Annotated in this window: 26 protein-coding genes; 22 read left to right on the top strand and 4 right to left on the bottom strand. The window is 62.6% G+C overall.

The window, feature by feature from the left end; translation table 11 throughout:
• Positions 1-13 precede the first annotated feature (13 nt).
• From CCO03_RS16970 to CCO03_RS16900, 15 genes are all read left to right on the top strand, one after another.
• Complete coding sequence (locus CCO03_RS16970) at positions 14-496, top strand: YfbU family protein (protein WP_087282984.1); 483 nt, start codon at positions 14-16, stop codon at positions 494-496.
• A 277-nt stretch (positions 497-773) separates the two neighbouring features.
• Positions 774-1,217 carry a phage tail fiber protein gene (locus CCO03_RS16965; RefSeq protein WP_157667759.1) on the top strand — a complete coding sequence of 148 codons (444 nt, stop codon included), beginning with the start codon at positions 774-776 and terminating at the stop codon, positions 1,215-1,217.
• Positions 1,218-1,220: 3 nt separating this feature from the next.
• Positions 1,221-2,057, top strand: coding sequence for a hypothetical protein (locus CCO03_RS16960; RefSeq protein ID WP_087282980.1), 837 nt, complete (start codon positions 1,221-1,223; stop codon positions 2,055-2,057).
• Positions 2,054-2,398 (top strand): phage fiber-tail adaptor protein, encoded by a 345-nt coding sequence (locus CCO03_RS16955; RefSeq protein WP_087282978.1) that lies wholly within the window; start codon positions 2,054-2,056, stop codon positions 2,396-2,398. Before CCO03_RS16960 ends, CCO03_RS16955 begins: the two co-directional genes overlap by 4 nt.
• Positions 2,398-3,081, top strand: coding sequence for a hypothetical protein (locus CCO03_RS16950; RefSeq protein ID WP_087282976.1), 684 nt, complete (start codon positions 2,398-2,400; stop codon positions 3,079-3,081). Before CCO03_RS16955 ends, CCO03_RS16950 begins: the two co-directional genes overlap by 1 nt.
• Complete coding sequence (locus CCO03_RS16945) at positions 3,078-4,118, top strand: hypothetical protein (protein ID WP_087282974.1); 1,041 nt, start codon at positions 3,078-3,080, stop codon at positions 4,116-4,118. Before CCO03_RS16950 ends, CCO03_RS16945 begins: the two co-directional genes overlap by 4 nt.
• Before the next feature lie 80 nt (positions 4,119-4,198).
• Positions 4,199-4,957 (top strand): DUF7338 family protein, encoded by a 759-nt coding sequence (locus CCO03_RS16940; RefSeq protein ID WP_087282972.1) that lies wholly within the window; start codon positions 4,199-4,201, stop codon positions 4,955-4,957.
• Positions 4,954-5,316 (top strand): hypothetical protein, encoded by a 363-nt coding sequence (locus CCO03_RS19940; protein ID WP_157667758.1) that lies wholly within the window; start codon positions 4,954-4,956, stop codon positions 5,314-5,316. The genes CCO03_RS16940 and CCO03_RS19940 overlap by 4 nt, the downstream gene beginning before the upstream one ends.
• Positions 5,309-5,905 carry a glycoside hydrolase family protein gene (locus CCO03_RS16930; RefSeq protein ID WP_236903913.1) on the top strand — a complete coding sequence of 199 codons (597 nt, stop codon included), beginning with the start codon at positions 5,309-5,311 and terminating at the stop codon, positions 5,903-5,905. The genes CCO03_RS19940 and CCO03_RS16930 overlap by 8 nt, the downstream gene beginning before the upstream one ends.
• Positions 5,902-6,411 (top strand): DUF2514 family protein, encoded by a 510-nt coding sequence (locus CCO03_RS16925; RefSeq protein WP_087282968.1) that lies wholly within the window; start codon positions 5,902-5,904, stop codon positions 6,409-6,411. Before CCO03_RS16930 ends, CCO03_RS16925 begins: the two co-directional genes overlap by 4 nt.
• Positions 6,412-6,415: 4 nt before the next feature.
• Positions 6,416-8,899, top strand: a complete 2,484-nt coding sequence (locus CCO03_RS16920; protein WP_087282966.1) for a hypothetical protein — start codon at positions 6,416-6,418, stop codon at positions 8,897-8,899.
• The gene (locus CCO03_RS16915) at positions 8,892-10,862 is read left to right on the top strand and encodes a phage tail tip fiber protein (RefSeq protein ID WP_157667757.1); all 1,971 of its coding nucleotides are present in this window, start codon (positions 8,892-8,894) and stop codon (positions 10,860-10,862) included. Before CCO03_RS16920 ends, CCO03_RS16915 begins: the two co-directional genes overlap by 8 nt.
• The gene (locus CCO03_RS16910) at positions 10,859-11,275 is read left to right on the top strand and encodes a tail fiber assembly protein (protein ID WP_205690328.1); all 417 of its coding nucleotides are present in this window, start codon (positions 10,859-10,861) and stop codon (positions 11,273-11,275) included. The genes CCO03_RS16915 and CCO03_RS16910 overlap by 4 nt, the downstream gene beginning before the upstream one ends.
• Before the next feature lie 31 nt (positions 11,276-11,306).
• Positions 11,307-11,930 (top strand): GNAT family N-acetyltransferase, encoded by a 624-nt coding sequence (locus tag CCO03_RS16905; protein ID WP_087282962.1) that lies wholly within the window; start codon positions 11,307-11,309, stop codon positions 11,928-11,930.
• Between the two features lie 3 nt (positions 11,931-11,933).
• Positions 11,934-12,716, top strand: a complete 783-nt coding sequence (locus tag CCO03_RS16900) for a hypothetical protein (protein ID WP_087282960.1) — start codon at positions 11,934-11,936, stop codon at positions 12,714-12,716.
• On the opposite strand, the gene CCO03_RS16895 is transcribed toward CCO03_RS16900, so the two are convergent.
• Both CCO03_RS16895 and CCO03_RS16890 read right to left on the bottom strand, forming a co-directional pair.
• Positions 12,717-13,004 (bottom strand): hypothetical protein, encoded by a 288-nt coding sequence (locus tag CCO03_RS16895; protein WP_157667756.1) that lies wholly within the window; start codon positions 13,002-13,004, stop codon positions 12,717-12,719.
• 180 nt (positions 13,005-13,184) lie between these two features.
• Positions 13,185-13,706: a helix-turn-helix domain-containing protein gene (locus tag CCO03_RS16890; RefSeq protein WP_205690327.1), complete on the bottom strand. Its 522-nt coding sequence runs from the start codon at positions 13,704-13,706 to the stop codon at positions 13,185-13,187.
• A 268-nt stretch (positions 13,707-13,974) separates the two neighbouring features.
• Here CCO03_RS16890 and CCO03_RS16885 point away from each other — a divergent pair, with 268 nt between their 5' ends.
• From CCO03_RS16885 to CCO03_RS16870, 5 genes are all read left to right on the top strand, one after another.
• Complete coding sequence (locus CCO03_RS16885; RefSeq protein ID WP_087282955.1) at positions 13,975-14,787, top strand: BRO-N domain-containing protein; 813 nt, start codon at positions 13,975-13,977, stop codon at positions 14,785-14,787.
• Between the two features lie 139 nt (positions 14,788-14,926).
• Complete coding sequence (locus tag CCO03_RS20615) at positions 14,927-15,061, top strand: hypothetical protein (protein ID WP_257789720.1); 135 nt, start codon at positions 14,927-14,929, stop codon at positions 15,059-15,061.
• Between the two features lie 672 nt (positions 15,062-15,733).
• Positions 15,734-16,192, top strand: coding sequence for a hypothetical protein (locus tag CCO03_RS16880; RefSeq protein ID WP_157667754.1), 459 nt, complete (start codon positions 15,734-15,736; stop codon positions 16,190-16,192).
• A 2-nt stretch (positions 16,193-16,194) separates the two neighbouring features.
• Positions 16,195-16,482 (top strand): type II toxin-antitoxin system RelE/ParE family toxin, encoded by a 288-nt coding sequence (locus tag CCO03_RS16875; protein ID WP_087282951.1) that lies wholly within the window; start codon positions 16,195-16,197, stop codon positions 16,480-16,482.
• A 105-nt stretch (positions 16,483-16,587) separates the two neighbouring features.
• A complete protein-coding gene (locus CCO03_RS16870) occupies positions 16,588-17,118 on the top strand; it encodes a hypothetical protein (RefSeq protein WP_157667753.1) in 531 nt (176 codons plus the stop codon).
• A gap of 793 nt (positions 17,119-17,911) precedes the next feature.
• On the opposite strand, the gene CCO03_RS16865 is transcribed toward CCO03_RS16870, so the two are convergent.
• Together CCO03_RS16865 and CCO03_RS16860 are read right to left on the bottom strand one after the other, a co-directional pair.
• On the bottom strand, positions 17,912-18,238 hold the full coding sequence (locus CCO03_RS16865; RefSeq protein WP_205690326.1) for an STAS-like domain-containing protein: 327 nt from the start codon (positions 18,236-18,238) through the stop codon (positions 17,912-17,914).
• Positions 18,225-19,073 carry a hypothetical protein gene (locus CCO03_RS16860; protein WP_157667752.1) on the bottom strand — a complete coding sequence of 283 codons (849 nt, stop codon included), beginning with the start codon at positions 19,071-19,073 and terminating at the stop codon, positions 18,225-18,227. Before CCO03_RS16860 ends, CCO03_RS16865 begins: the two co-directional genes overlap by 14 nt.
• Before the next feature lie 558 nt (positions 19,074-19,631).
• Here CCO03_RS16860 and CCO03_RS16855 point away from each other — a divergent pair.
• Both CCO03_RS16855 and CCO03_RS16850 read left to right on the top strand, forming a co-directional pair.
• Entirely contained in the window at positions 19,632-21,020 is a 1,389-nt protein-coding gene (locus CCO03_RS16855; RefSeq protein WP_087282942.1) for a methyltransferase domain-containing protein, read from the top strand.
• 1 nt (position 21,021) lies between these two features.
• Positions 21,022-23,022 (top strand): glycoside hydrolase family 73 protein, encoded by a 2,001-nt coding sequence (locus CCO03_RS16850; RefSeq protein WP_169717486.1) that lies wholly within the window; start codon positions 21,022-21,024, stop codon positions 23,020-23,022.
• The last annotated feature ends 1 nt before the right edge of the window (position 23,023 follow it).

The raw sequence follows: 23,023 nt of genomic DNA, 5'->3' as shown, positions 1-23,023 counted from the left end.
TTTTGGAGGAAAAATGGCTAAACCAATTTCAGACGTTGAGCGATTGATTTTGGCAAATCAGTACGAAATCCTGGCTGAACTCAACGAGGACGACGATCTCAGGCGCGTTTCGCAGCATTTCAAGGATGGACATAAGTGGCTTTATGACCAAGTTCTAGACAACCTCAGCCCCAACTTAAGCAAGGATGACGAGGAATTCGTCCTGAGCGTCATGGAGTTGTATCGATCCCTCGATTCAAGCTATGACGCGCTCACGGACAAGGCAGGGTTGACGCCTAGAGATGTGGCCTACAAGGGCTTCGATGGGAATAATGAGGCCGAGCTGATGGGCTTTGCAAAGGCCTTGAATGATGCAGGCCGTTATACAGAGTCGGACGGGGAATTGAACTCGCACACTCAAATGTCTAGCTACTACCAGCGCTTGATCGCACGACATGAGGAGATGGGTAGCCCGCAACGGATGACTGCCGAGCAGATCCAAAGCCTGCTGAATTGAGTTCAAGGCGATAGCGAATCCCTGGCCCGCACATCCAAGGTGCGAGGTCAGGCGCGTGGCCGCATCAGAACGCGCCGGTGGAATCCGATTCCAGGTGGGCTTTGCCTCAGTCCTGACGTTCATCACATGCAGCTGTGTCATGGGCGGACCATTGACACGCCCTGATGTCTGATTAAGTTGCGGGCTCCACCCTCAGATTGGTGCCGTGGCCATCCACGGCCTGATCTTCAAACAATGCCCGGCGCAAGAGGCGCTCGCCCAAGGAGGGCAGCCTCGCATGAAAAGCTCCGTCTACGCCAATCTTCACCTGCGCCACATCTTCCTGGGTGAGCCCATTCCGGGCCTGTCGGAGGTGCCGACCGTTGGCCCGCTGACGACGCTGTACATGGCGCTGCACACGGACGACCCTGGTGCCGCGGGCAACCAGGCCACCAACGAGTGCAACTACACGGGGTATGGGCGCATGCCCATCCCGCGTGACCCGTCGGCCTGGACGGTATCGGGCAACACGGTTTCGCCGATCAACACCATCGAATTCCCCGAAATGACGGGCGGTGCGAACCAGACGGCCAAGTACGTGACCATTGGCACGGCGCCCACCGGCGGCGGCATGGTGCTCTACCGCGGTGTGCTGGACCCGAACATCCCGATCACGCTGAACTTCCTGCCGCGCGTGAAGAACACCTCGACCATCACCGAGCTGACCGTCCCGGCGGTGTAAGCCATGCTGGGCCGCGCGGAACTCGGTGGGCATGAGCTGGCCGGCTTTGAGCTGGCCACTGGCGTGGGCACGCCCCCGGCAGGTGTGCTCACCACCCAGGCGGGCGTTGTGGTCAGCTTTGGCGGCGGCGCGGCGGTGCAGGCCGAAGCCCAGGCGGCGGCGGGCGCCGCAACGGCGTTTGACGGGAACACTGCGGGCACGGCTGTGGCGGTCAGCCGGGCCGGCTCGACGGCCACCTTCGGCGGTGGCGAGGCGGTTCACGCACGCACGCGCATGCAGGCAGGCGCTCGCGCAGCCTTTGTGGGTGGCGCGGCGGTGCGGTCCCGGACCCAGATCCGCAGCCGCGCGCGGGCTGAGTTTTTCAGCGACGACGACAGCGGCTTTGAGATCGCCGCCAGCTCGCTGCTGGTGGCACAGAGCGGCGCGGCTGTGGCCGTGCGGACGACGCCTGGCGCGGGCAGCACAGCCACGTTTGGCGGCAGCGGGCTGACCAAGGCGACGGCGGCGGTTGGCATGCGCGCGGGTAGCGCGGCGACATTCCGAGGAATCATCGACGCGCCCACGCAGACATCGATCGTGGCGGGCTCGGCGGCCCACTTTGCCGGCGCATGGGCGCAGTACGCGGACACGGTGCTGCGGGTGCGCAGCGGCTCGGACGCCCGGTTTGCGTCCAGTGTGGCTGTGACGGCGGTGGCCCGCGCCGCGGCGGCCTCGCACGCGAAGTTTGGCGGCGCGTACGCGCTGGCCCGTCTGAGCCCCGGCTACCGCAACACCGAACGCCCCCAAGAGATGCGCGCCACAGAGCGCCCTTACGAGGACCGGGAGGCCTTGAGCGAATGAATCTGGACACCTACACCCCGCAGCCGCGGGACATCAAGGACTACGACGTGGACTACTCGCCCTGGCTGGCGCCGGGCGACTCGATCACAGCCGTGGCGGTGACGATCACGAGCAAGACGGAGGGTGCGATGGACAGCCCCGACGCGCTGCGCGTGGCGCGTGCACTGCCCGGCGAGGCTGAAGACCCGTTCAAACCCGCCATTCAGTGGACGGACACCCTGGCCAAGATTTGGGTGCAGGGCGGGGAGCATGGCGTGACCTACAAGGCCACGCTGCTGATTGACACCGCGCTGGGCCGCCGCGATGAGGCGGAACTGACGTTCAAAGTGAAGGACACCTGATGCCGCAGCTGTTTGCCAATGGTGCACGAACCGTGCTGGAGGAGCCGCTGGGCGCGACGGGCTCTGCCGTCAACTTGCCCGCCGGTGTTTTCCCGTGGGGCACCATGTCCGACTGGTTTCGCCTGGTGTTTGAGGACGCAACCGACCCGACACAGTTTGAGGTGGTGACGGCGTTTCCCGCGATGGACCACGGCGAGTACACCCTCCAGCGCGCCCAGGAGGGCACGACTGCCCGCGATTGGCCGGCAGGGACCATTGTGGGCCTGCGGGTGACGGCGGCGGACATGGCGGGAACCGCCATCGAGCGCGGCGGCACGGGCGCGACCACCCTCGCCGCGGCCCAGACCAACCTGGGCATTGATGCGCTGAAGGATGTGCCGCAAACCATCATTACGAGCGTTTACGATCTCGCGCTCACAGATCGCGGCAAGTCGATTCTCAGTAATGGCTCGACGGTCAGGATTCCAACGAACAGTTCCGTTGCATTTCCCATTGGGACAACGATTATCGTTGTCAACGATTCAGGCAGCACCGTCAATATCCTGAACATGTTGGGCACCAACGCTTATGCAAACGGGGTTACTACTGGCGCCGGACAAATTGCGTACTTGAAGGGACGGTCAATGGCAACTTTGCACAAGGTTGCGATCAACACCTGGTATCTGTCGGGGAACTTCGCATGAGCGGCATCCTCGCTGCTCTCGCCGGGTTCGGCAACGTTGTCTACGACAACGACTTCTTCCTGATGGTCCAGTCGGCGAGTAGCACCAACGCCATGTACCTCAAGAGCAACGACGCCGTTGTTCGAGGTGTTGCCGCGCCGTTCAGCGGGCGCGTGGCGTTTCACCCCACGGCAGGCACTGCATTTCACATCGCTGCTGGCCCGGCTCGATACTCGCTGGACAAGACCACGCTGCTGACCCGCATCGGCTCTGTCGGGGGCTTGTACTTCAGCTTCAACCTGGAGAACGATCCGGGAAACTTGACCTTCGCGGGCATGGCGTCGGGCGCTACGGGCTTTCAGAGCTGGCCCATGAACGCCGATGGCAGCCTGGGGGCCTTGATGACGAAGACCGGGGTAGCGGAGGTCACCGGCACGCGTCAGATCTATCACCTGGCGTCCAACCAGTACATCTCGGTCGTTGACAGCGCGACCTCCACGATCCAGCAGTGGACCACCGCGGCCAACCTGGCCAGCACCGTCTGCTCGAACTTCAGCTACGCCCGTGCCACCTATGGCACTGTCGTGGATGTTCAATCGAGCCCCAGGGGGATTCGGGCGGTCATCTTCCACAGTCTGAGCACCAAGTACAGCTTCTACAGTCGGGCGGCGACTGGCAGCGTCTGGTCGCGCCTTTCGCTGACCCTGCCAAGTTTTGCCAACACGGCTGCCAACCAGTGCTATGGCGACTGGTCCAACGACGGCACCCGGTTCGTCATCTCGGGCAGCAACGCCAGCGGCCCCGCGCTGTTTGTCTACAACGTGAGCACGGCTGAGGCCTTCACGTACGCCATGACCATCCAGATGAGCGCGGCGCAGGGTGTCCCCAATGGCGTGGACGTGGACATGACGGGCAGGTTCATTGCGGTTACGACGGCGAACAACACGCTGTACGTCTACCAGCGCAACGCAGCTGGCACGGCCTACACGTTGGCTTTCACCGACAGCGTGGTGGGCACTGATTTGAAGCCGCGCTTCTGCCCGCGCAACCTGGACTGAGAGAGCTGGCCGCGTGCCAGCCGCGCGATGTGCGCTGACGGGTCTTGACCCGCACCGATGTCTGATTAAGTTGCGGCGCCATGACCGCACTGTTCATTTTCTTGGTTGCGCTGCACGTGGCGCCGACGCTCTTTCTGTTGATGCTGCACCTGATTTCGGATCGCAGCACCGCCATTGCCGACGCGATCCGCGCCCTGGACATCGGCGCCCTCGACAAGTCATGCGCCGTGGCCTGCATGGAGCGAGCCCGAGCCGCCGAGCGCAAGACCTACTGGGTGGCGTGCCTGGCGCCCATCGTCACGTTCTACGCGCTGCTGTTCACCCCGAAGTCGGCTAACAAGCTGCCGGCCTGGGCCCGCAAGTGGGACAACAACGTCAGCTTGAATGGCGACGCCTACGCCGTTCTGCGCGACGGCCAGTGGGTGACGCTGCGCAACGGCGAGAAGGCACAACCGGGCGAAGTTCCGGTCAGCTATGACGATCCGGCCTACACCGGGGATGCGTACTACGCCAAAGGCCACCACCCGACGAGCTTCTGGGCGCGCTGGATGTGGGTGGGCTGGCGCAATCGCGCGAGCGGCCTGAGCCTGTCGCTGGGCCCCGAGCTGACCGAGCCCCTGCGCGTGGTTGCGGGGGACGTGACGGCCAGCCGCGACAAGCCCGGCTTCTTCCTGACCTGCTCGGGCGACGAGTACCAGTGGCGCTCATACACCAAGAAAGGCCCCGTGGTGCTCATCACCAACTTTGGCGCCAAGCTGGACTACCAGAAGTGGCTGCCGGACGGCCAGGGCCAGGTGCCCTACGTGGCCATCGGCATCAGCTTTAAGGGGGCGCGATGAAAGACACACCAGAACACGCTGCTATCGTGAGCAGCAAGATAGCCACCTACATCGGCGCGCTCACCGCCGTGGCGTCGGGCCTGACGATCACGGAGTGGGGGGTGGTCGTGGGCATCGTGGTCGGCGTGCTGGGCCTAGTCTTCGGCCAGTATTGGTCGTGGCGCAAGGAGTTCCGGGAGCAAAAGGCGATTGATGCGGACGAAGTGCGCAAGCAGGAGCTGCACCGGGCGCAACTGGCGTTTCTGAATCGCAAGCGTGGTCCCACTTCGTGTGACAGCCTTGACATCGTGGAGGCCCAGGCCCTGGGCATCGACACCGCGGACTGGCCGGCTTCCGGCATGGGGGCGCTCAATGGCTGAAGCACAAAGCAAACAACGGCTCGCCGCTGCGTGCAGTGCCATCGTCATGGGCGTGTGCGCATTCCTGCTGCCGCGCCTGCCGGTCGAAGAGCAGACGGTCAGCAGCGCCGCCATCGAGAAGCGCCACCAGGCCGAAGGCTTCCGAGCGGGACCGTACATCCCCACCAAGGGCGACGTGCCGACCATCGGCTACGGCTCGACCGTCTACGAGGACGGCACCCGTGTGACCCTGGCGGACCCACCGATCACTCGGGAGCGTGCTGTGCAGATCGCTCGCGCTCACACCAGCAAGGCTGAACGCATGTTTCGTGCATCGATCCCTGGCGTTGAGCTGTACCCGGGCGAGTACGACCTGTTCGTGGACTTCATCTACCAGTTCGGCATCAACACATGGAATAAGGGCTCGCTGCCCAGGCTGCTCAAGGCTGGCAACTACACGGCCGCCTGCCAGAAGCTGCTCGAGTACCGCTTCCAGGACGGGCGGGACTGCTCACTGTCACGCAACTGGGGCCCGCGGGGCTGCCGGGGTGTGTGGCTGCGTCAGCAGGAGCGCCACAGCGACTGCATGGCGCTGCAGGGGGCGGCATGACCTCCCGCATTGAGTCCGTCCTCGCTGCCATCGTGGCCGCAGCCATCCTGGGCTTGGCCGCGTGGTGGCACACCGGCCAGGTCAAGAAGGCCGAGCAGGCAGTCCACGCCCACTACGCCGCGGTTCTGGCCGACATCCGCGACAAGACCGCCACGGCAGCCACCGCGTTTCGCGCACGCGAAACCCAATGGCAAACCCACATCGAGAAGGAAACCCAAGATGGACAGGACCGCATCGACGCTGCGCGCCGGGATGCTATCGGCGCTCGCGCTGCTGCTGACGGCCTGCGCGCAGACCTCGCCCGTTATCGCGCCGCCGCCCGAGCCACCCAGGATCCCTGCGCTGCCGCAGCAGGCCCGCCAGCCAGCGATGCCCTCGATCTGCTCGCCGACCTGCTCACAGGGGCTGACGAAGCTGCGGGAGAGCTGGCGGCAGCGGCTGACCTGGCCCACGCAGCCGGCTTCACCTGTGAACGCGCCTACGACGCCTTGACGAACCAGCTTTGACCCGATGCCCATTGCGATCACCAACTTCGCCGGATTGCAGCCCCGCCTGAAGCCGCGCAGCTTCGGCGCCTCGGGTGCCCAGGTGTGCCGGAACCTGCTGCCCAACGCGGCCGAGTTTCGGCCGATGTCCGGGGATGAGGTGATCGGCACCTGCCCGCCGGGCACGCTGAGCTTGTACCGCATGCTGCGTGACGCCCAGGGCGTGATTCGCAGCGGCGAGACGGATGGCTGGATTGCCTCGCCTGAGGAGCGGCAGTATGTGCGCGGCCAGGTGAACGACGACGCGACCGAGCGCACCGTGGTCACGCGGGCGGATGGCAAGGCGGTGCCGCTGATGCTGACGGCTGATGGCCAGGAGCGCCCGCTGGGTGTGCCGGCGCCGCTGTCGGTGGCCACGTCCATCAACGAGGTGTCTCAGTTCACGCGCGAGGACGCCACGGCGTGGGTGAGCGACGAGCTGCTGCCGGCGGTGCAGGCGGCCGTGCTCGAATGCCTGGATGACCAGAACGGCGCGCGGCGTTACGCGGGTGGCGTGCCGGTGGCGGGGGCCTACAGCATGCGCGGCATGGGCACGTACGCGAGCGAGCCCTGGATGGCCAAGAAGGCCATTGCCGCGGCGGTGGCGACGTTTGCCAACCTGAACGCCTATGTGGTGGATGGCGGCATTCCGGTGGAGGTGGCGCCAGTGTGGGGTGCGCTGGATGCCACCGCGTTGCGCGCGAAGCTGTCCGCCATCGCCAGCCCCAAGGAGGGCGAGCCGGCCTTCTCGACCGAGAAGCTGGACGCGTTGGTCTATGGCCTGGCGGGCAAGTTCGATGCCGAGGGCACGACGATCAAACAGTGGCGCGACGAGCTGGACGCCGCGGTGGAGAAGCTGAGCGCGGCGGTGGACAACGCTGGCACGGCGCAGGCCACGCCGGACCCGCGGCCGGTCGAACCCACCAAGCCCACGGTGCGCGAGTGGGTGCTCGTGAGTGGTGGCGACGAGGGTGAGCGTGCCCGGCACCCGCAGTGGATCCAGTACGACGAAGACATGGTGGCCTGGCAGGCGGCGCTGCGCGAGTGGGAGGCGCGCCAGGGTTCGGTGTCGTTCACGACGACGGACTTCGTGACCATCATCAGCACCGCGCAGCGGGATGCGGTGCGTTTGAGCAATGCCATCGAGGACTACTACTTCAAGCTGAAGGGGGACATCCGAGCCACGATGTCGGAATGGGTGGATGCGGGCTACGCCAACGAGATGGACGTGGACGATGACCGGCTCATCGATTCGCGCTACTACATCGCGACGTACGTGACCGACCGAGGTGAGGAGTCGGCCCCATGCCCGCCGTCCGAGCTGGTGGAGGTGGACCAGAACGACAGCGTGACGGTGACCATTCCGGCGCCGCCAGCGGGGCGCCACATCACCCATTGGCGGCTGTACCGGTCGAGCACGGGCAACGGCTCAGCGGGCTGGATGCTGTGCGACGAGATGCTGATTTCGACGCCGACCTATGACGATGCGCTCAAGCAAAGCCAGCTGGGCTACCTTTGCCAGTCGTTGACCTGGCTGGAGCCGCCTGTGCGCCTGGACAGCAGCAGCCCCGCGACCATCAAGCCGCCAAAGGGCGAGGACCCGTACATGCGTGGCGCGGTGGGCATGGCGAACGGCATCACGGCGGCGTTTCTGGACAACTTCGTGGCCTTTTGCGAGCCGTACCGGCCATTTGCCTGGCCGGTGCAGTACCAGATCACCACGGACACCCCCATCGTGGGCCTGGGGGCGTTCGGGCAGTCGCTGTTCGTGGGCACGCGCGCGCACCCATACATCATCAGCGGCTCGCACTCGGCCAGCATGTCGGCGGTGAAGCTGGACGAGGACCAGGCCTGCGTGAGCGCCAGGTCGATTGCACAGCACGCCAATGGCATCTTGTACGCATCGCCGGACGGCATCTGCCACGCGTCGCTGGGCGGTGTGCAGGTGGTGACCAAGGCGGTGTTTGCGCGCGAGGATTGGCAGGCCCTGAACCCGCGCGAGATGGTGGGCGCGACGCACGACGGGGTGTATTACTTCTGGACACCGGCCATGGGGGTGTTTGCGCTGGATTTCGAGACGGCGAAGCTGGGGCAGGTTGACCTGCCTGCCGGTGCGCTGCACAAGGACTACATCACCGACCGCCTGTACGTGGCCGATGCCGAGGGCAACATCCGGCGCCTGTTCTCGGGCGTGGCGGCAACCGGGGTGTACCGCTCGGGCGTGATCCAGATGCCGGCTCAGGCGCCGCTGGCGTGGCTGCAGGTGGATGGCGACCAGGCACCGGGCCTGCCGGTGGTGGTGCGCTGGTTTGCCGATGGGGCGCAGCGCCACGAGGCCGTGGTGACCGGCGTGGAGCCGGTGCGCCTGCCGCCTGGCCGCTGGCGTGAGCACGAGGTGGAGGTGGAGAGCGCGGCGCGCGTCACGCGGGTGGTGCTGGTGGGGTCGGCGAAGGAGTTGCAGCGTGTCTGAACCCAACAGGACCAAGCCGGCGAAGGTGGACACAGGGGTGGCCAAGCTGCCGGCGCTGCCCAGCATCCAGACCGGCAATGCGAAGCTGGACACCTGGCTGGGGCAGCTGAAGGAGCGCGTCGAGGTGCGCGAAGGGGAGCGTGGCAACCCGTGGGAGGCGGCCGTCACGCGGCGCGACCTGAAGGCCGTTGAGGATGCGTTCTCGAAGATGAACGGCCAGGGGCAGGTGTCCACGAACGGCACGGACATCGTGTTCGAGATGCCCGGAGGTGGCACGGCCTCGTGGGCCATCGACAAGTTCATCGACTCGATCAAGAACCTGCAGGTGTACAAGGACCTGATGAAGCGCCTGGATGACCCCTCGCGCTTTGACAACCTGCCGGGCGAGATTCGGGACATCGTGAGCAAGTCCATCGCGGATGAGGCGGCCAAGCTGGGCACGCAGATCGGGCGCGTGGAAAAGATCAGTGAGTCGAAGTACCGCGCGCTGGCCTACCAGGTGGACACGCTGACGGCCTCGGTGCAGGGGGCGCAGGCCGGCATCCGTGAGGTGGACTTCGTGGTGGCCAAGGCGAACTTCGCGCAGGCCGGCAAGATTACCCAGCTGGAGGCCAGTCTGGGCAACTACTACCAAGACGGCACGCCGGGGCGCGCGATTCTTGAGGAGCAGATGACGGCGACGGCCGACCGCGTTGCGGGGCTGTCGTCGCAGTGGACGCTGAAGGTGCAGGCGGGCAAGGCATTTGCCGGCGTTGGCCTGGCAGCGACCGAGGATGGCGCGGGCAACGCCGTGTCTGCGTTCATCATCGCGGCGAACAAGTTCGCCATCGTGGACCCCAATACCTACACGACGGGGCTGACGAACACGCCGGACAACGCGCACATCCCGTTCGGGGTGGATAGCTACGGCATCTACATGAACACCAACGTCTACATCCGCGGCAACATGCGGGTGGACACGGGCGGCAAGACGCTGGTGGATGGCCTGCGCGGCTCGGCGCAACTGGCCTCGTCCAGCGCCTGGAGCGCGACAACGGCCAGCAACCTGATCTACAGCTGGCTGGGAAAGGGCAGCACGGCGCCGAACAACAACCACCTGGTGATCGGCGACACGGTGACCATGGGCACGGGCAGCAGCGCCGTGACGCGCACATGGAACGGCACGGCCTGGGTCAACCCCGGGGTCATCATCAACGGCAACCTGCTGGTGAGCGGGTCGGTGTCGGCAGGGGCCATCAACACGAACGGGCTCATCATCCGCGACAACGCGGGCAACCCGATCTTGGGCGCTGGCAACCAGCTGAATGTGAACTACATCGACGGCCTGGGTGCCCTGGCCACGCAGAGCGATGCGCGCATCGGCAGCACGGTGAAGTTCCCGGATGGCACCACGCTGAACACGCAGGACTTCATCAACCGCCTGAGCAAGATCGACTCGGGGAACATCGGCACGTTCATGGCGACCGCGGCAATTGGCACAGCCTACATCGGCAACGCAGCGGTGAACACGCTCCAGATTGCGGGCAACGCGGTGACGGTGCCGGTCGGTCGCAGTGGCGGCGATGTGTCCATTGCAGGCGCGGACTGGACGATCAATCCATCGGCCACGGCGCTGCTGTTTGACGAGTACATCGACTTTGGCACCGGGGTGAATGCCGGGCAGGGCATGCTGATCGGGATTTGCTCGTTTTTCATGCGCTCACTCGATGACGCCATGGGGCAGATCGCCTACTACATCAACGGCGGCAGCCCCCAGAGCGTTCTGCAGTTCGGTCTGCGCATTTACAACGGCGGCGACACCGACATGAGCATGCCGGTGACGTACCCATTCATCGTGCCCAGCAGCCTGAGCGGCAATGTGCGCGTGTCGGTGCGCGTGACCTGCATCCAGAACGGGGCAGGGGACTACCACCCGTTCACCTGCCGCATGCCGCGTCTGATCTTGCTGGGAGGTAAGCGGTGATCTACTGGCACACCGAGGATGGCCACATCGTGGCGGCAGCCGCTGCGGATGATGTGGCGTCACCCCGCGACGATGACCCGACGCTGACGCGCACTCAGGCCCCTGCAGTGGACGACATCACCGCCCACTACGTGCAGCACGGCGCCGTGCAGCCCAAGCCAACCCAGCCCAGCCGGCACCATGAGTTCGATTACGCCAGCAAGGCCTGGGTGTTGAACGTGGCTGCTGCATGGCGCGCGGTGCGCCGCCAGCGCGATGCCCGCCTGACCGCCTGCGACTGGGTGGTGACCCGGGCCCAGGAGGCCGGCGAGCCGGTGCCCGAGGCCTGGCGCGCCTACCGGCAAGCGCTGCGCGACATCACCGAGCAGGCAGACCCGTGTGCGATTGCGTGGCCCGAGGCGCCCGAGGCTTGACGCCCCCCGATGTCTGATTAAGTTGCGCCGCATGGATGCGCTTTCGATGGCCTTGGCCAAGCAGGTGGGCCAGCCCCTGACGGTGGAGCTGGCGCGGCAGATTCACGCCGATGCGCAGGTGCGCGCGCCGCTGGCCCTGGAGGACTGGCCCTCGCACGAAATGACCGATGGCACGGAGATCCGCGCCACGCGGCTGGATGACCGGATGGCCGAGCTGCATGCGCACCGCATGGCCTACCTGGCCGAGCGCCACGCCGGTGACCCGGTGGCGGTGCAGTGGCATCGCATCCGCGAGCTGGAGCGCCAAGGGCGCTACGTGATCTTTGTGGCGGAGTTGGACGGCGAGGTGACGGGCAGCCTGTGGCTGCATGTGACGCCCAGCCTGAACCATGGCCAGCTGACCGTCAGCGACGACCTGCTGTATGTGGTGCCTGCGCTGCGGCGCACATTGCTGGCTTCAGCGCTGTGTCGCCATGCCGAGAAGCAGCTGTTTGCTGCCGGCGCGCGCGCCTGTGCGCTGCAGTCGGCCACGGGCAACCGTGCTGGTCGGCTGGCGGCCTTCCTGGGGTATCGCCACACGGCCGAGGTATACACCAAGACCCACTGGGGTGGGGATGAATACGCGGATGTGCCCACGCGGCACGCAAAGGGGTAGAGCATGGGCAGCACACCGGACACCAGCGGCCAGAACGAGGCCGCGTTGATGCAGGCCCAGCTGTCGAAGGAACAGCTGGAATGGGCGAAGCAGATCTATGCCGAGAACGCGCCGGCACGCGAGGCCGCCGCGGCGCGGGCCAACGAGCTGAGCGACCTGCAGATGGACTACATGCGCCAGAGCATGGGCCAGGCGCAGGAGGGCATTGACCGGTACAACCGGCTGTATGCGCCGGTGGAGGACTCGCTGGTCGCGGACGCCAAGGCCTGGGACACCGAAGGCCGGCGCGAGCAAGAGGCCGGCAAGGCCATCACCGACGTGCGCACGCAGTTCAACGCAGCGCAGAACCAGCAGGACGCCAACCTGAAGAGCATGGGGGTGAACCCCAGCGACGGGCGCTACGCCAACATGGCCCAGCAGATGACCACGAGCCAGGCGCTGGCCGAGGCCACGGCCGCCAACCAGGCGCGCCAGAACGTGACGACCCAGGCCTGGGCGCGCAAGATGGACGTGGCCGCCCTGGGCAAAGGTGTGGTGAGCAACCAGGCGACGATGGCCAACATGGCCTCAAGCGCAGGCGGGAACGCCTTGAACGCGAGCAGTGCCGCCCTGGGAGCTGCAAACAACGGTCAGGGCGAGATGAATGCGGCGTACGGCGGCGCCCGCCAGGGCTGGTCGAGCGCGGGCTCGATCTACGGGAACATCGCGCAGCAGCAGAATGCAGCAAATGCCAGCGAGACAGCGGGCATTGGTGCGGGCATTGGTGCTATAGCCCTTGTGATTTGACTACTTGGCGTCGCAGCGGAAAAGGATCTCAGCACTTGCGTACGTGCCCAGTCCAGAGTCCTTGCCAGTGCTGCTCACGAGGGTCATTTCTTTGTCTTGCTCCGCACAGAATTCCTGTGCTTGTCGAATCATGCGCGTCTTTGCGCCGCTGCTTGAAAAGTCAAGCATGCCCCCAAGGCCGCCCAGCATGTAAGTGGTTTTGTCTACCTTGACGATTCCGTCAGTGCCGGTCGTATTGGCACACCCCGCCAACACCACCACCCCAGCCAAAGCAACCAGCTTCTTCATCCTCGTCTCCATGCGTTGATGTGAGGAAGTGTAGCAAGGGCCACCCAGGCCGTGAGCGCGGCGGACCAGGCGGTGGCTTTTTGCTGGGGGGTGTGCAATCGTTACACGTCCCCCAATGAATCTGCCGGCCCATTTCTGAGCTGCCTGTGCGGCAGTGAACCCTTGTAAGTCAGGAGTGACTTACTTTTTTGGGCTCTTTTTTGAAAGCTCGGAAGTGGGTTGCAGCCTTTGCACTGCAGTGCCTTGGCTACCTTGATGTAACTGTATTGCAGACTCCAGGCGGTTCAGGCGCTCCTCGATCTCCTGAACTCGCTCGGGCGATATCTCCAAAGTGCCAGCTTCCGCGGCGTTCAGAACTTCCTGCTGAATGATCTGAATCATGAGCGCTTCAGGCGTTATGCCTCTTGCCCGTGCCTTGGCAAGTACCGCCTCGTGTAACTCTGGCTCAAGTTCAACAGCCATCGAAGTCCAGCCCTGGGGCGTTGGAGCCTCGCGCCCGCTGGGCATGTCACCAGTTCCATGCGCCAGCCACTCAAAGCTCACCCCAAGGGCCTCAGCAATCTTAGCAATGGCTTGAGGACGAGGCTTGCTGACTCCGCTTTCATAGCGACTGATCTGTGCAGCTGCCACTTTTGATGTGCGCGCCAGTTCGTTCTGGGACCAGCCCAGCATTGATCTGGCCCAGACCAGGCGAATCGGCATGGATTCGTCATTTTTCGTCATCATTAGTATTGACTGAAATCAATTGTTGGATATGATTCATCCGTCATCACGATTGATGATGATTTTTGCCTGATGAGGATTCTATGACTGAACCGAAACCGAAGAGGCGCAAGTCGCCAGTGGCGCTGGCGCTTCCAGATGACTTGGAGATCTTTTTGCGCTCCTGCGCAAAGGAGCAATCGCGCACGTTGACCGCAGAAATTGTGCGGCGACTTGAAATGTCGCGCGCAAAACAGGGAGCACAAGCATGAGCAACATCGTTCCCTACAGCTTCGACGGCACCAACATCCGCGTGCTCGAAATCGATGGCGAGCCGTGGTTCGTCGGAAGGGATGTGGCCGATGCCCTCGGCTATGCCGACCCCACAACTGCCATCCGTTCGCATTGCAGGGGGGTGCAGAAATTGCACCCCCTTCAAACAGCCGGTGGCCGTCAAGAGGTGCGCGTCCTGTCCGAGCCGGACGTGCTGCGCCTGATCGTCAACAGCACCCTTCCTACTGCCGAGCGTTTCGAGCGCTGGGTATTCGAAGACGTGCTGCCCAGCATTCGCAAGACCGGCAGTTACACCGCTTCCAAGGCGCCCCTGCAGAAGACTCTGACCCGCACACAGATCACTGGTGGTCTGCTGCTCCTGCGCAGCTTTGCTGAGGATTTCAAGCTGGCTCCTTCCGCGCTTCTTGGGGGCTATCAGCGCCTGGAGCAGCAAATCGGAGTTCCCGGCCTGCTGCCGGCCTATGCGGTGGACGCGCCTGCATCCTCGATTGCCGGCTCCAGCGAGGAAACCAAGTCTGCAGCTGAACTGCTGGAAATTCATGGCGTCGGCATGAGTGCCATCGCTTTCAACCGTCTGCTCATGCAGCAGGGATTCTTGGAAGAGCGTGAGCGCCCCTCCAGCAAGGGCGGCACGAAGAAGTTCAAGGTCTGCACGGATCTGGAGTACGGCAAGAACCTGACCAACCCCAACAACCCGCGCGAGACGCAGCCGCATTGGTATGTGAGCAAGTTCGAGGAACTGCTTGAACTGGTGCTGCCGGCCAAGCCCACGGTGGCCACAGCATGAGCCCCACAAAGACGAAAGCCCCAGCGGTAGCAGCCGCTGAGGCCTTCAAGGTGAACCCACTCCAGCAAGAGAAGGAATCAGCATGGATGCTACCCCACAACCCCCGCCCGCGGCAACATCGCCCAAGTGGGTTCCGGTCTTGCTGCACGAAGGCAGCCGCCAGGAGCGTCTTGCGGGCGTGTTTGAGACGGCGCGCGAGGCGGCGATGGCTGCGGCACAGGTCATCGAGTGGCGTCGCGACGCCATCGGCTTCAGCGCAGCCTTGACGCGTTGACGAGCCAGCCCTTTTCTTGATTCTCGACGGGACGCAGGAGAAGGGCTTGGTGGCCGAGAGCTGGAGCTTTCCCTTTTAAATCAGGCACATGTGTGTGCTACGCTCTAGTGGACTGCCGCGTAGGCAGCTCAGAAATGAAGGCCTACGGCGGTGACCTGGGCAAGGCCGTGGACTGCCGCGTAGGCAGCTCAGAAAATCAACCGCGTGTGGGGCAGCGTGCTGTCCGCGTGATCTGCCGTATAGGCAGCTTAGAAAAGAAGCAGGTGAGAGCGCTTCTGGGCTTCTTGGATCTGCCGTATAGGCAGCTTGAGTGCACACCTGGCCGTGGGCACGGTGGACCAGGCTGTCAGCTTGAGCCTACACGTTCTTGCGCATGACCGCCTGTTCGTACACGTTCCTGCGGAGTACGGCGACTGTTCAATTGCTGTATAAAATCACAGCAAACCATGCCGCAAGACGCACATGAAGACCCAAACCGTTTACTCGTGGCGCGGGTTGGCGAATGCCGATGGCCATGCCGACCGGCGATCAAGGCGAACGGGGCAGGGGTGTCAGCGGCTTGGGTCATGCGCCTGAATGTATCAGTAGGTGACAGCGAAAGGCGAAGAACTTTGGCGTCGTGCTACAGTCCAAAGAACCATGCAAGCACTACGAGCCCGTACATCAGCACCCATGACCCCTGTTGGGGCACAGGTGTTTGCTGCGCGCAATTTGGAACTGCTCGCGGCCATCGAAAACACCCTGGATGCGCTGAATTCCGACACAAGCCTTCTGCGCGCCATCCATGCGGGGTACGAGGAAATCCGAGATCGCCTGACGGACTCCAGCATCACCATTGATGACGGTGGCCGCATCCAGTCGATGTTGGAGAAGGCGGGTGCAGTCTGCTCACGCATCTATCACGACGCATGCAAGCGTCATGAAGCCGCCTGCCAAGACCCACAACTGCGCCCAGACGATGGGGTGGCAGAAGCGTACTGCGAGTTCATGGAGGCTGTGCGAAACCTTCATGACTACATCGAAGAACTGCGCGAGTGGATTGCCACCCACGATGCGGTTCTTGAGCCCTCGATCAGCCCCGCATTTTCCAGCGTGGATGATCTGTTTGACGATCTGCTGCCTCTGCACTGACCTTGATCACCGTCCGCGAGTTCGCCTACTCAGCGCGCTTTGCGGCTGATCTGAAGAGTGCACCTGCTGACGTGCAGAGCGCTGTCAAAGAGGCGCTTCGCAAGCTGCAAACCAATCCTTTAGCCAAGTCTTTGCGGCTGCACCCGCTCAAAGGCATGCCCAAGCCAGCCATCTGGAAGATCGATGTCTTTGCCAACAAGTCTTGGCAGATCAGCTTTGAGATAGTTGGCGACCGCGCAGAACTCAAAAGGCTTGGCACGCACAAATCCATCGACCGTGACCCCCGATAGTGGGGGTAGGCTCACACCGCTGCCCTCCTGAGGCCGCTTTTTTGCCCATCGTCATGGCAATTGGTGCTTTGCCATTAAAAAATTGGCCATGAATTGGAGATTAGCGTGACCCAGCCGAACGGAGTTCCTACTGGCGATCAGGTTATTGCTGGCCGTTTGATGCGGCTGATGGCAAAAGAGGCATCACATGACTTGGGCGCTTTTTCAAGTTGGCTTATCGCTGGTGCTGCAGCACTCTTTGGAGTGATCATTAACTCTTTGGACAAATTAAGGGAAGTCATCGAAGTAGAGGCGCTCCCGAGCGCTGTGATGTTGTTTTTGACGGCAGTGCTCCTGAATGTCCTGTTGCGTATTTGTGGCGCGGTGGTGGCTGGTATGGTCAAGTCGGGAGAGGCTGCAGAAACCGTGTTTGGCGAGGGGCAGCAAAGGGGTGACCTAGGAAACATCATGGCACTGATGAAGGCGCCTGTCTGGATGCCGGGCCGACGAATGTTGTCACGAGCTTATGCGCGAATTGAAGCGGGAGATTACATGGGAGCCCCCAACTTGTTGATCCACCTGATCCAAGCTCAATGGGCGCTCATGTTTCTGCAAATTATCCTGCTTGCATCCGCTGGCTGGGTGTTGTTTTGGTGAGTGAGCTGGTTTTTGTCAACTCTTCTGAATAGGAAAGTTCATCGCTGCATGCTCTAAGGCGATGTGTCGTCCTACAGCTTGCTTCTGATCTAGCAAGAAGCGCAACTCAGTGGGCCGAGGCGGAATGGCTGCTTCCGGCTTGGACGGCCTGGCGGCTTTCCCAAGGGAAAGGGAACAGCAAATGCGAAGCTGTTGGTGTCAAGGTCTGGCGGTCACTCAGGCTTGAGGGGTGGTGTGGGGTATGTGCAATCGGTATCGTCGATGGCGGCGCGAACCGGCTTCATGGATCCGAGTCTTGATGCATTCCCGCGGCCACAGGGGCCTTAAATCAAATCACGCTTTAGACTGGATAAATGGTTAAGCAAATCTTCAGTTGCTCTATATATTTGTAAATTTATGTTATCGTTAATATTAACCGGGTCTGGTCTTGATGTGTCCAGGTCCGTGGTCAATGATTTTCGGAAATTAATAAGTAATATACTGGGCAACGGTTCTCGTCCAGCCTCCACGAGGCGTCGGCTGGCAACATTCCAATGTATTGCAAAGGATTTTAGATCATTCTTTATTGTCCGCGATAGATCAACACCTTGTGAGGACGGCTTTCCGTAGTATTCCAAGGCGGATTTAAAAATGGGATCTATGGATCGATTCAAGCGTTCGATGTCTTCGCTTAAAATCCTTCGGTTGCCGGCTGAGACTTCATCAATTCGCTTGATAAATCGATCGAAAATATATTTCAGGGTCGGCGATCCAATCGCGCCAGTAATGAGGCCCTCCCAAAAATCAAGCTGCATTAGTGCTGATTTCTTTGCGCATCATCAATGTAGGTAAGAATTTCTTCAATTAGCGATGGATCTTCGTGGGAGATAAAGGTAATCATCGTCTTCAGTTGATTGGCTGTGAAGCCTTCGCGCACCAAGCCTCCAAAAGCCTCTTCAAGAAATGAAGATCCGTAGCCTTCGGTGTCATCCAAATCAATGGTCACTTGAAGACCTTTAAGCAACACGGGTCGTAGCAAACACTCTCGAAAGACTTCGCCGCTTACATCCCCATCTGTGGCGTAGCGTCCTGCAGGGACAGTGGAGAAGTCCCTTGCAATTGAAATGTTACAAGTCTTCATCATCGGTTTCATCCATGTCGGCGAATGCGGCAACAACTTTATCTAGGGGCAGTTCCCACTTGATCAAGGTGCCTTCGATGAACGCCCCATCGTTGCGGATAGCCTCTCCGCCTTTGAGCGGCTCATACCTGTACTGGCCATAGCGGCTAAAGATTGTAAGGGCTCCAACTCCAACAGTGGTGATGAGGCGATGTATGTCAAGCAAGCCCTTCCCACGATGACTCTGATTGGTTCTGGACCTTCCAAGTTCAACTGCTGCTTTGATCATTTGGGCATCGTCCGGCTCCATCCCAGGAAGCAGCGAAAGGATGGAGCGAATGTGCTCCAAAGGGTACTTGCGATGCAACGTCTTTGGAATGCCAACTCCAGCGTCGTAGAAGGTGAGTTCGAAAAAATTCTTCCTCTTGCTGAGCTGCGCGCCCAACCACCATCTTCCTTTGAGACCTAAACGCGTAATTTGCTTCTTTTGGTAGGCGTGGTGGTGCACATTTTGCATCGCTTCGCTTAGTGCCCTGAAGACCATCTTACCAATTGGCTTTGGCATCTGCAGGTCTTCGCCTAACAACTCGTCGCGCAGTTCTGGGATGCATTGGCTTCGAATCTCAACGTCAGACTTGCATTTCACAAACCTCGTGGCTGACAATTTTCGTCCGGGCATCTTTCGAGAGCGAACCCCCAGCGTATGAAAGAAGCCGCTCTCGGCAAGCAGTCGTTCGACTTTTGGACTTTTCGGGTAGGTTCCGGTGATGCAGTCGTGGCCATGCTCCAGGCGCAGCTTGTGCATCTGTGCCAAAAGTAGGATCAGGCTTTCGGATGAAATTTTCTCCGTATCCATGAAGATCAGTCGAAGGCGTTGACCCGCTACCGCCCGATTACGGACATCCGACAAAAAGCTGCATGTTTCTTCTCTATTTCCTATCAAATCAAGTACTTGTGGGACTGGGTAGTTTTGCCATGCCGCATGCCCACGTGCTCTAGCCAACTGTGTCTGCCTCAGTGGTCTAAGGCGCTTGCCTGAACGCCGAAGTTGCTTGCGCCGACTCTCTTCTAACCGTCTCATAAAGCGGCCCAGCGCAATACGCTGCGCAAGTTCGCGAGGAACGCATGCAGGTTTTTTCATAGTGTTTCGCCATACATATGGTTACGACTATAACCAAAACCATGGCCAGCCCGCCCTCGGAGTTTGCCCCTCTACAGCCCCTGGGCAGAGTGACTCAGCATAGGGTTCGACGCCCTGCACGCGCATCGCGAGAGTGGGGGATGAAAGAGAAAGCGACCAATTGGCAGGACTTCACCCCCGTTGACACGGATGGCAAGGAGCTGCGCTTCGGCGGGCTTTTTGCTGTTAGGGTGGAGCCTTGACGCCCCCTGATGTCTGATTACGTTCCCTGGCATGAACGGGGAACTCACGGCGCAAGCCACCAACGCTGCCATCGACAAGGGTGTGCGCCAATTCCAGGGCGTGCTGTCGGGCGATGACCTCTCGCACGCACACAAGCTGCTGTCGCTGATGCTCCCGCCGCACGGCGCCACCGTCGTGGACGCGGGGTGCGGCATCGGCGAGACGGCGCGCCTGATGGCCGACCTGCGGCCGGATCTGCGGTTCGTGCTGGTCAACGCTGACCGGCACCAGCTGGACCTGGCGCCACGCAAATTCAAACGCCTGCTGGCCGACTACTGCGCCATGCCGCTGCCGGATGCAAGCGCGGATGTGGTCATGTTCTGCTATGCCTTGTGCGATGACGAGCGCGCCGAGCTGGCATTGCAGGAGGCGCGACGCGTGCTCAAGCCCGGCGGCGTGCTGTTCATGCACGAGCCTGTGAACGTTGGCGGGGGCAATGTCGCGCTATGGAGTGCGATGTGCTCGCATTTACGCACACCCGCAGAAATTGGCGCGCTGGCGGGTGACGCCGGCTTTGCGCTCGACTGGTCGGGCGCACTCTGCGGCGCCGACCAGTTCGAGGTGCTGACGGGCCGCGAAGCGGCCGACCAGATCTGGCGGGGCGTGGCTTCGGCGGTGTTTCGCCTCGTTCGGCGCTGCGAAGTCACGGACGCGTTCTCGCGCCATGAGCGCGTGGCCCTGCAGTTCAGCGGCGGCCGAGATTCGACGGCCACGCTCTACCTGCTGCGCAACTTCTGGCCGCGCATGACGGTGTACCACGTCGATGCCGGGGATCAGTTTCCCGAGACGCGGGCTGTGGTGGCGCGGGCGCGTGCAGAGGTGGAGGCGGCGGGCGGGCGCTTCGAGGTCATCCGCACGGACGTGGAAGCCAGCCGGCATGAATTCGGCCTGCCGAGCGATCTGGTGCCCGCGGATCACACGCCGCTGGGCCGCGCCGTGGCGGGTGATGCGCTGCCCATCGTGGGCCGCTACGAGTGCTGCGCGCGAAACATCATGCTCCCCATGCACGAGCGCATGCGGGCAGACGGCAACACGCTGCTGGTCCGCGGCCAGCGCGACAGCGATTTCGCCACACCGCCCCTGCGCAGCGGCCAGGAAAGCGGGGGCTTCGAGGTGCTGTACCCGATTCAGGCCTGGACCGGCGAGCAGGTGGAGGCCTACCTGCGCGGCCAGGGCCTGCCCATCGCAGATTTCTACCCCGAGGGCGTGTTGCGCGCGTCGGACTGCATGACCTGCACGGCCTGGTGGGATGACGGCCGCGCGCAGTACCTGCGGCGCTTCCACCCCAAGCAGCACCAAGTTTTCATCGCCCGCGCCACGCAGGTGCGCGATGCCATTGACCGCCAGCGCGCCTGGCTCACCAAAGAGATGGAGGCCTGAGATGGCGACAGCTGGAGGCATTGGGCAGGGCATTGCCGCTGCAGTGAATGGGTTCATGAAGGGGCGGCAGCTTGCCAAGGACTGGGCGGAAGCTGAAGAGGACCGCGAATGGAAGAAGACGGCCCGCGACCGGCAGCAGAAGGAATGGGACGCCGCCGACGCCGAGGTGAACATGCTGAAGGACGCCGGGGCCGAGCGCGTGGTGCAGGAGATCCCGGATGCGGCGGGCACGCAGGCCTACATGAAGGCCACCGAGCAAGGGCCGGCAGCCGAGACGCCGCAGATCGATTTCACGGCCCCGTCTGGGTTTGCGGTGGCGCTGCAGCCCTCTGCCGATGGCAAGACGCCCATGAAGTTCGACAACGTGGCGCAGCTGGTGGACACGCGCGAGGCGGCCAGTGCCGCGGCGCAGCAGGCGAACACGCCGCAGAACATGGCGCAGCGCATGAGCGATGGCTACATGCGCCTGGGCAAGCCCAAGGAGGCGATGGCCATTGCAACCCAGCAGCTGAGCGTGGAGAAGGCTCAACAGGACGCGGCAGACCGGGTGTGGAATCGCGACCTTGGGCAGGCCATGTGGTCGGGGCATGAAGGCCTGGCGGCGCTGGGCAGCAGATCCGAATTCGGCCCCATGAAGGGGATGCAGGTGAAGGCCGTGAAGGGTGATGACGGCATGGTGAACTACATGCGCGTGGGCAAGGATGGGCAATTGGCGTCGCTGGGGTTGCCGGCCTTCAGCGACGATATGGAAGGGATAACTCGCGCGGGTGCGATGCTGAACCACCTGACGCCACCCGAGGCGCGGCTGGAGTTCCTGCTTGCGGAAAAGAAGGCGGCACGGGACCAGGCGAATCTGGACCGCAACTACAACCTGGCGGTGCGTGCGCAGGATCGTGCGGATCGCTCGGCAGACCGTCAGGATGCCTACACGGACTTCCAGATGTCGCAGGCGCGCCGAAAAGCCGATGACGAGTTGAAGCTGCCACCAGCCGTCAAGTTGCAGGTGGAGGCACAGCAGGACGAGTTGAAGGCCATCAACTCGGCCATCCTGAAGTCGCAGGCCGATGGCTCTTGGGATCCCAATACCGATGGGGCCAAACAGCTGCTCAAGTCGAAGGCATCCCTGTCGATGCAGATTCGCTCGTCGCTCGACCCGTACACGAAAAAGGCCGACGCACCGGACCCTCTTGGGATGCGCAAAGGCGAGTCGAAAGCGCCGGCCAACGTGCAGGAGTTTGTGCGCAGGCATCAGGCCGATGCTGAACAGGTGGCCAAGCAGCTGAACACGTCACCCCAGTGGGTGCTGGGGCAGTGGGGGCTGGAGACAGGCTGGGGCAAAAGCGTGATCCCCGGGACCAACAACCTCGGGAATATCAAGGACTTCAGCGGCAAGGGTCCGAGCGCCAAGGACAACATGACCGGCAGTGTTGATGCCTACCGCAAGTACGGCAGCACGGAGGAATTTGGTCAGGACTTTGTGCGGTTGGTGGGTGGTGGGCGATACAGCGGGGTGTCGGGCGCCAAGGATGCGCAGTCGTACTTCGCTGCACTCAAGAGCGGCGGCTATGCCGAGGACCCGGACTACGTGAACAAGGGTGTTTCTGCCGCGCGCATGGTGGCCAATGCCATGGGTGGCGGGTCAGCTCCGGCGGAGGCGCCCAAGCCGGCCAACGTGACCCAACGTAGCCCTGCGCCAGCACCCGCAAAGGCGGCACCTGCAAAGCCACCAACGGCTGCGCCTGCACCGGCACGCACAACCGACCCGGTGGAAGTTGCCGGTCAGCGCCTGGATGCCGCACGCCAGGCACTGAAGGACTTTCGCGCCGCCAGGGCGCCCGGATTGGCTGCTGGACGAGAGGCGCTGAACGCCCATGCGGCGAAGCTGAACGAACTGCAGCGCGCCGTCGCCGCGGCAGAGCAGCAGTACCAGCAGGTTTTGCCGGCTTCGGCTCATCAGGCATTCGGTGGCCAAAACATGGCCATGCGCACCGCACAGAAGTGAT

The organism is Comamonas serinivorans (assembly GCF_002158865.1).
In the GTDB taxonomy this organism is placed as follows: Bacteria; Pseudomonadota; Gammaproteobacteria; order Burkholderiales; family Burkholderiaceae_C; genus Comamonas_E; species Comamonas_E serinivorans.
Note: the sequence above shows the minus strand (reverse complement) of the source record. Positions and strands in the feature narration are given on the sequence as shown.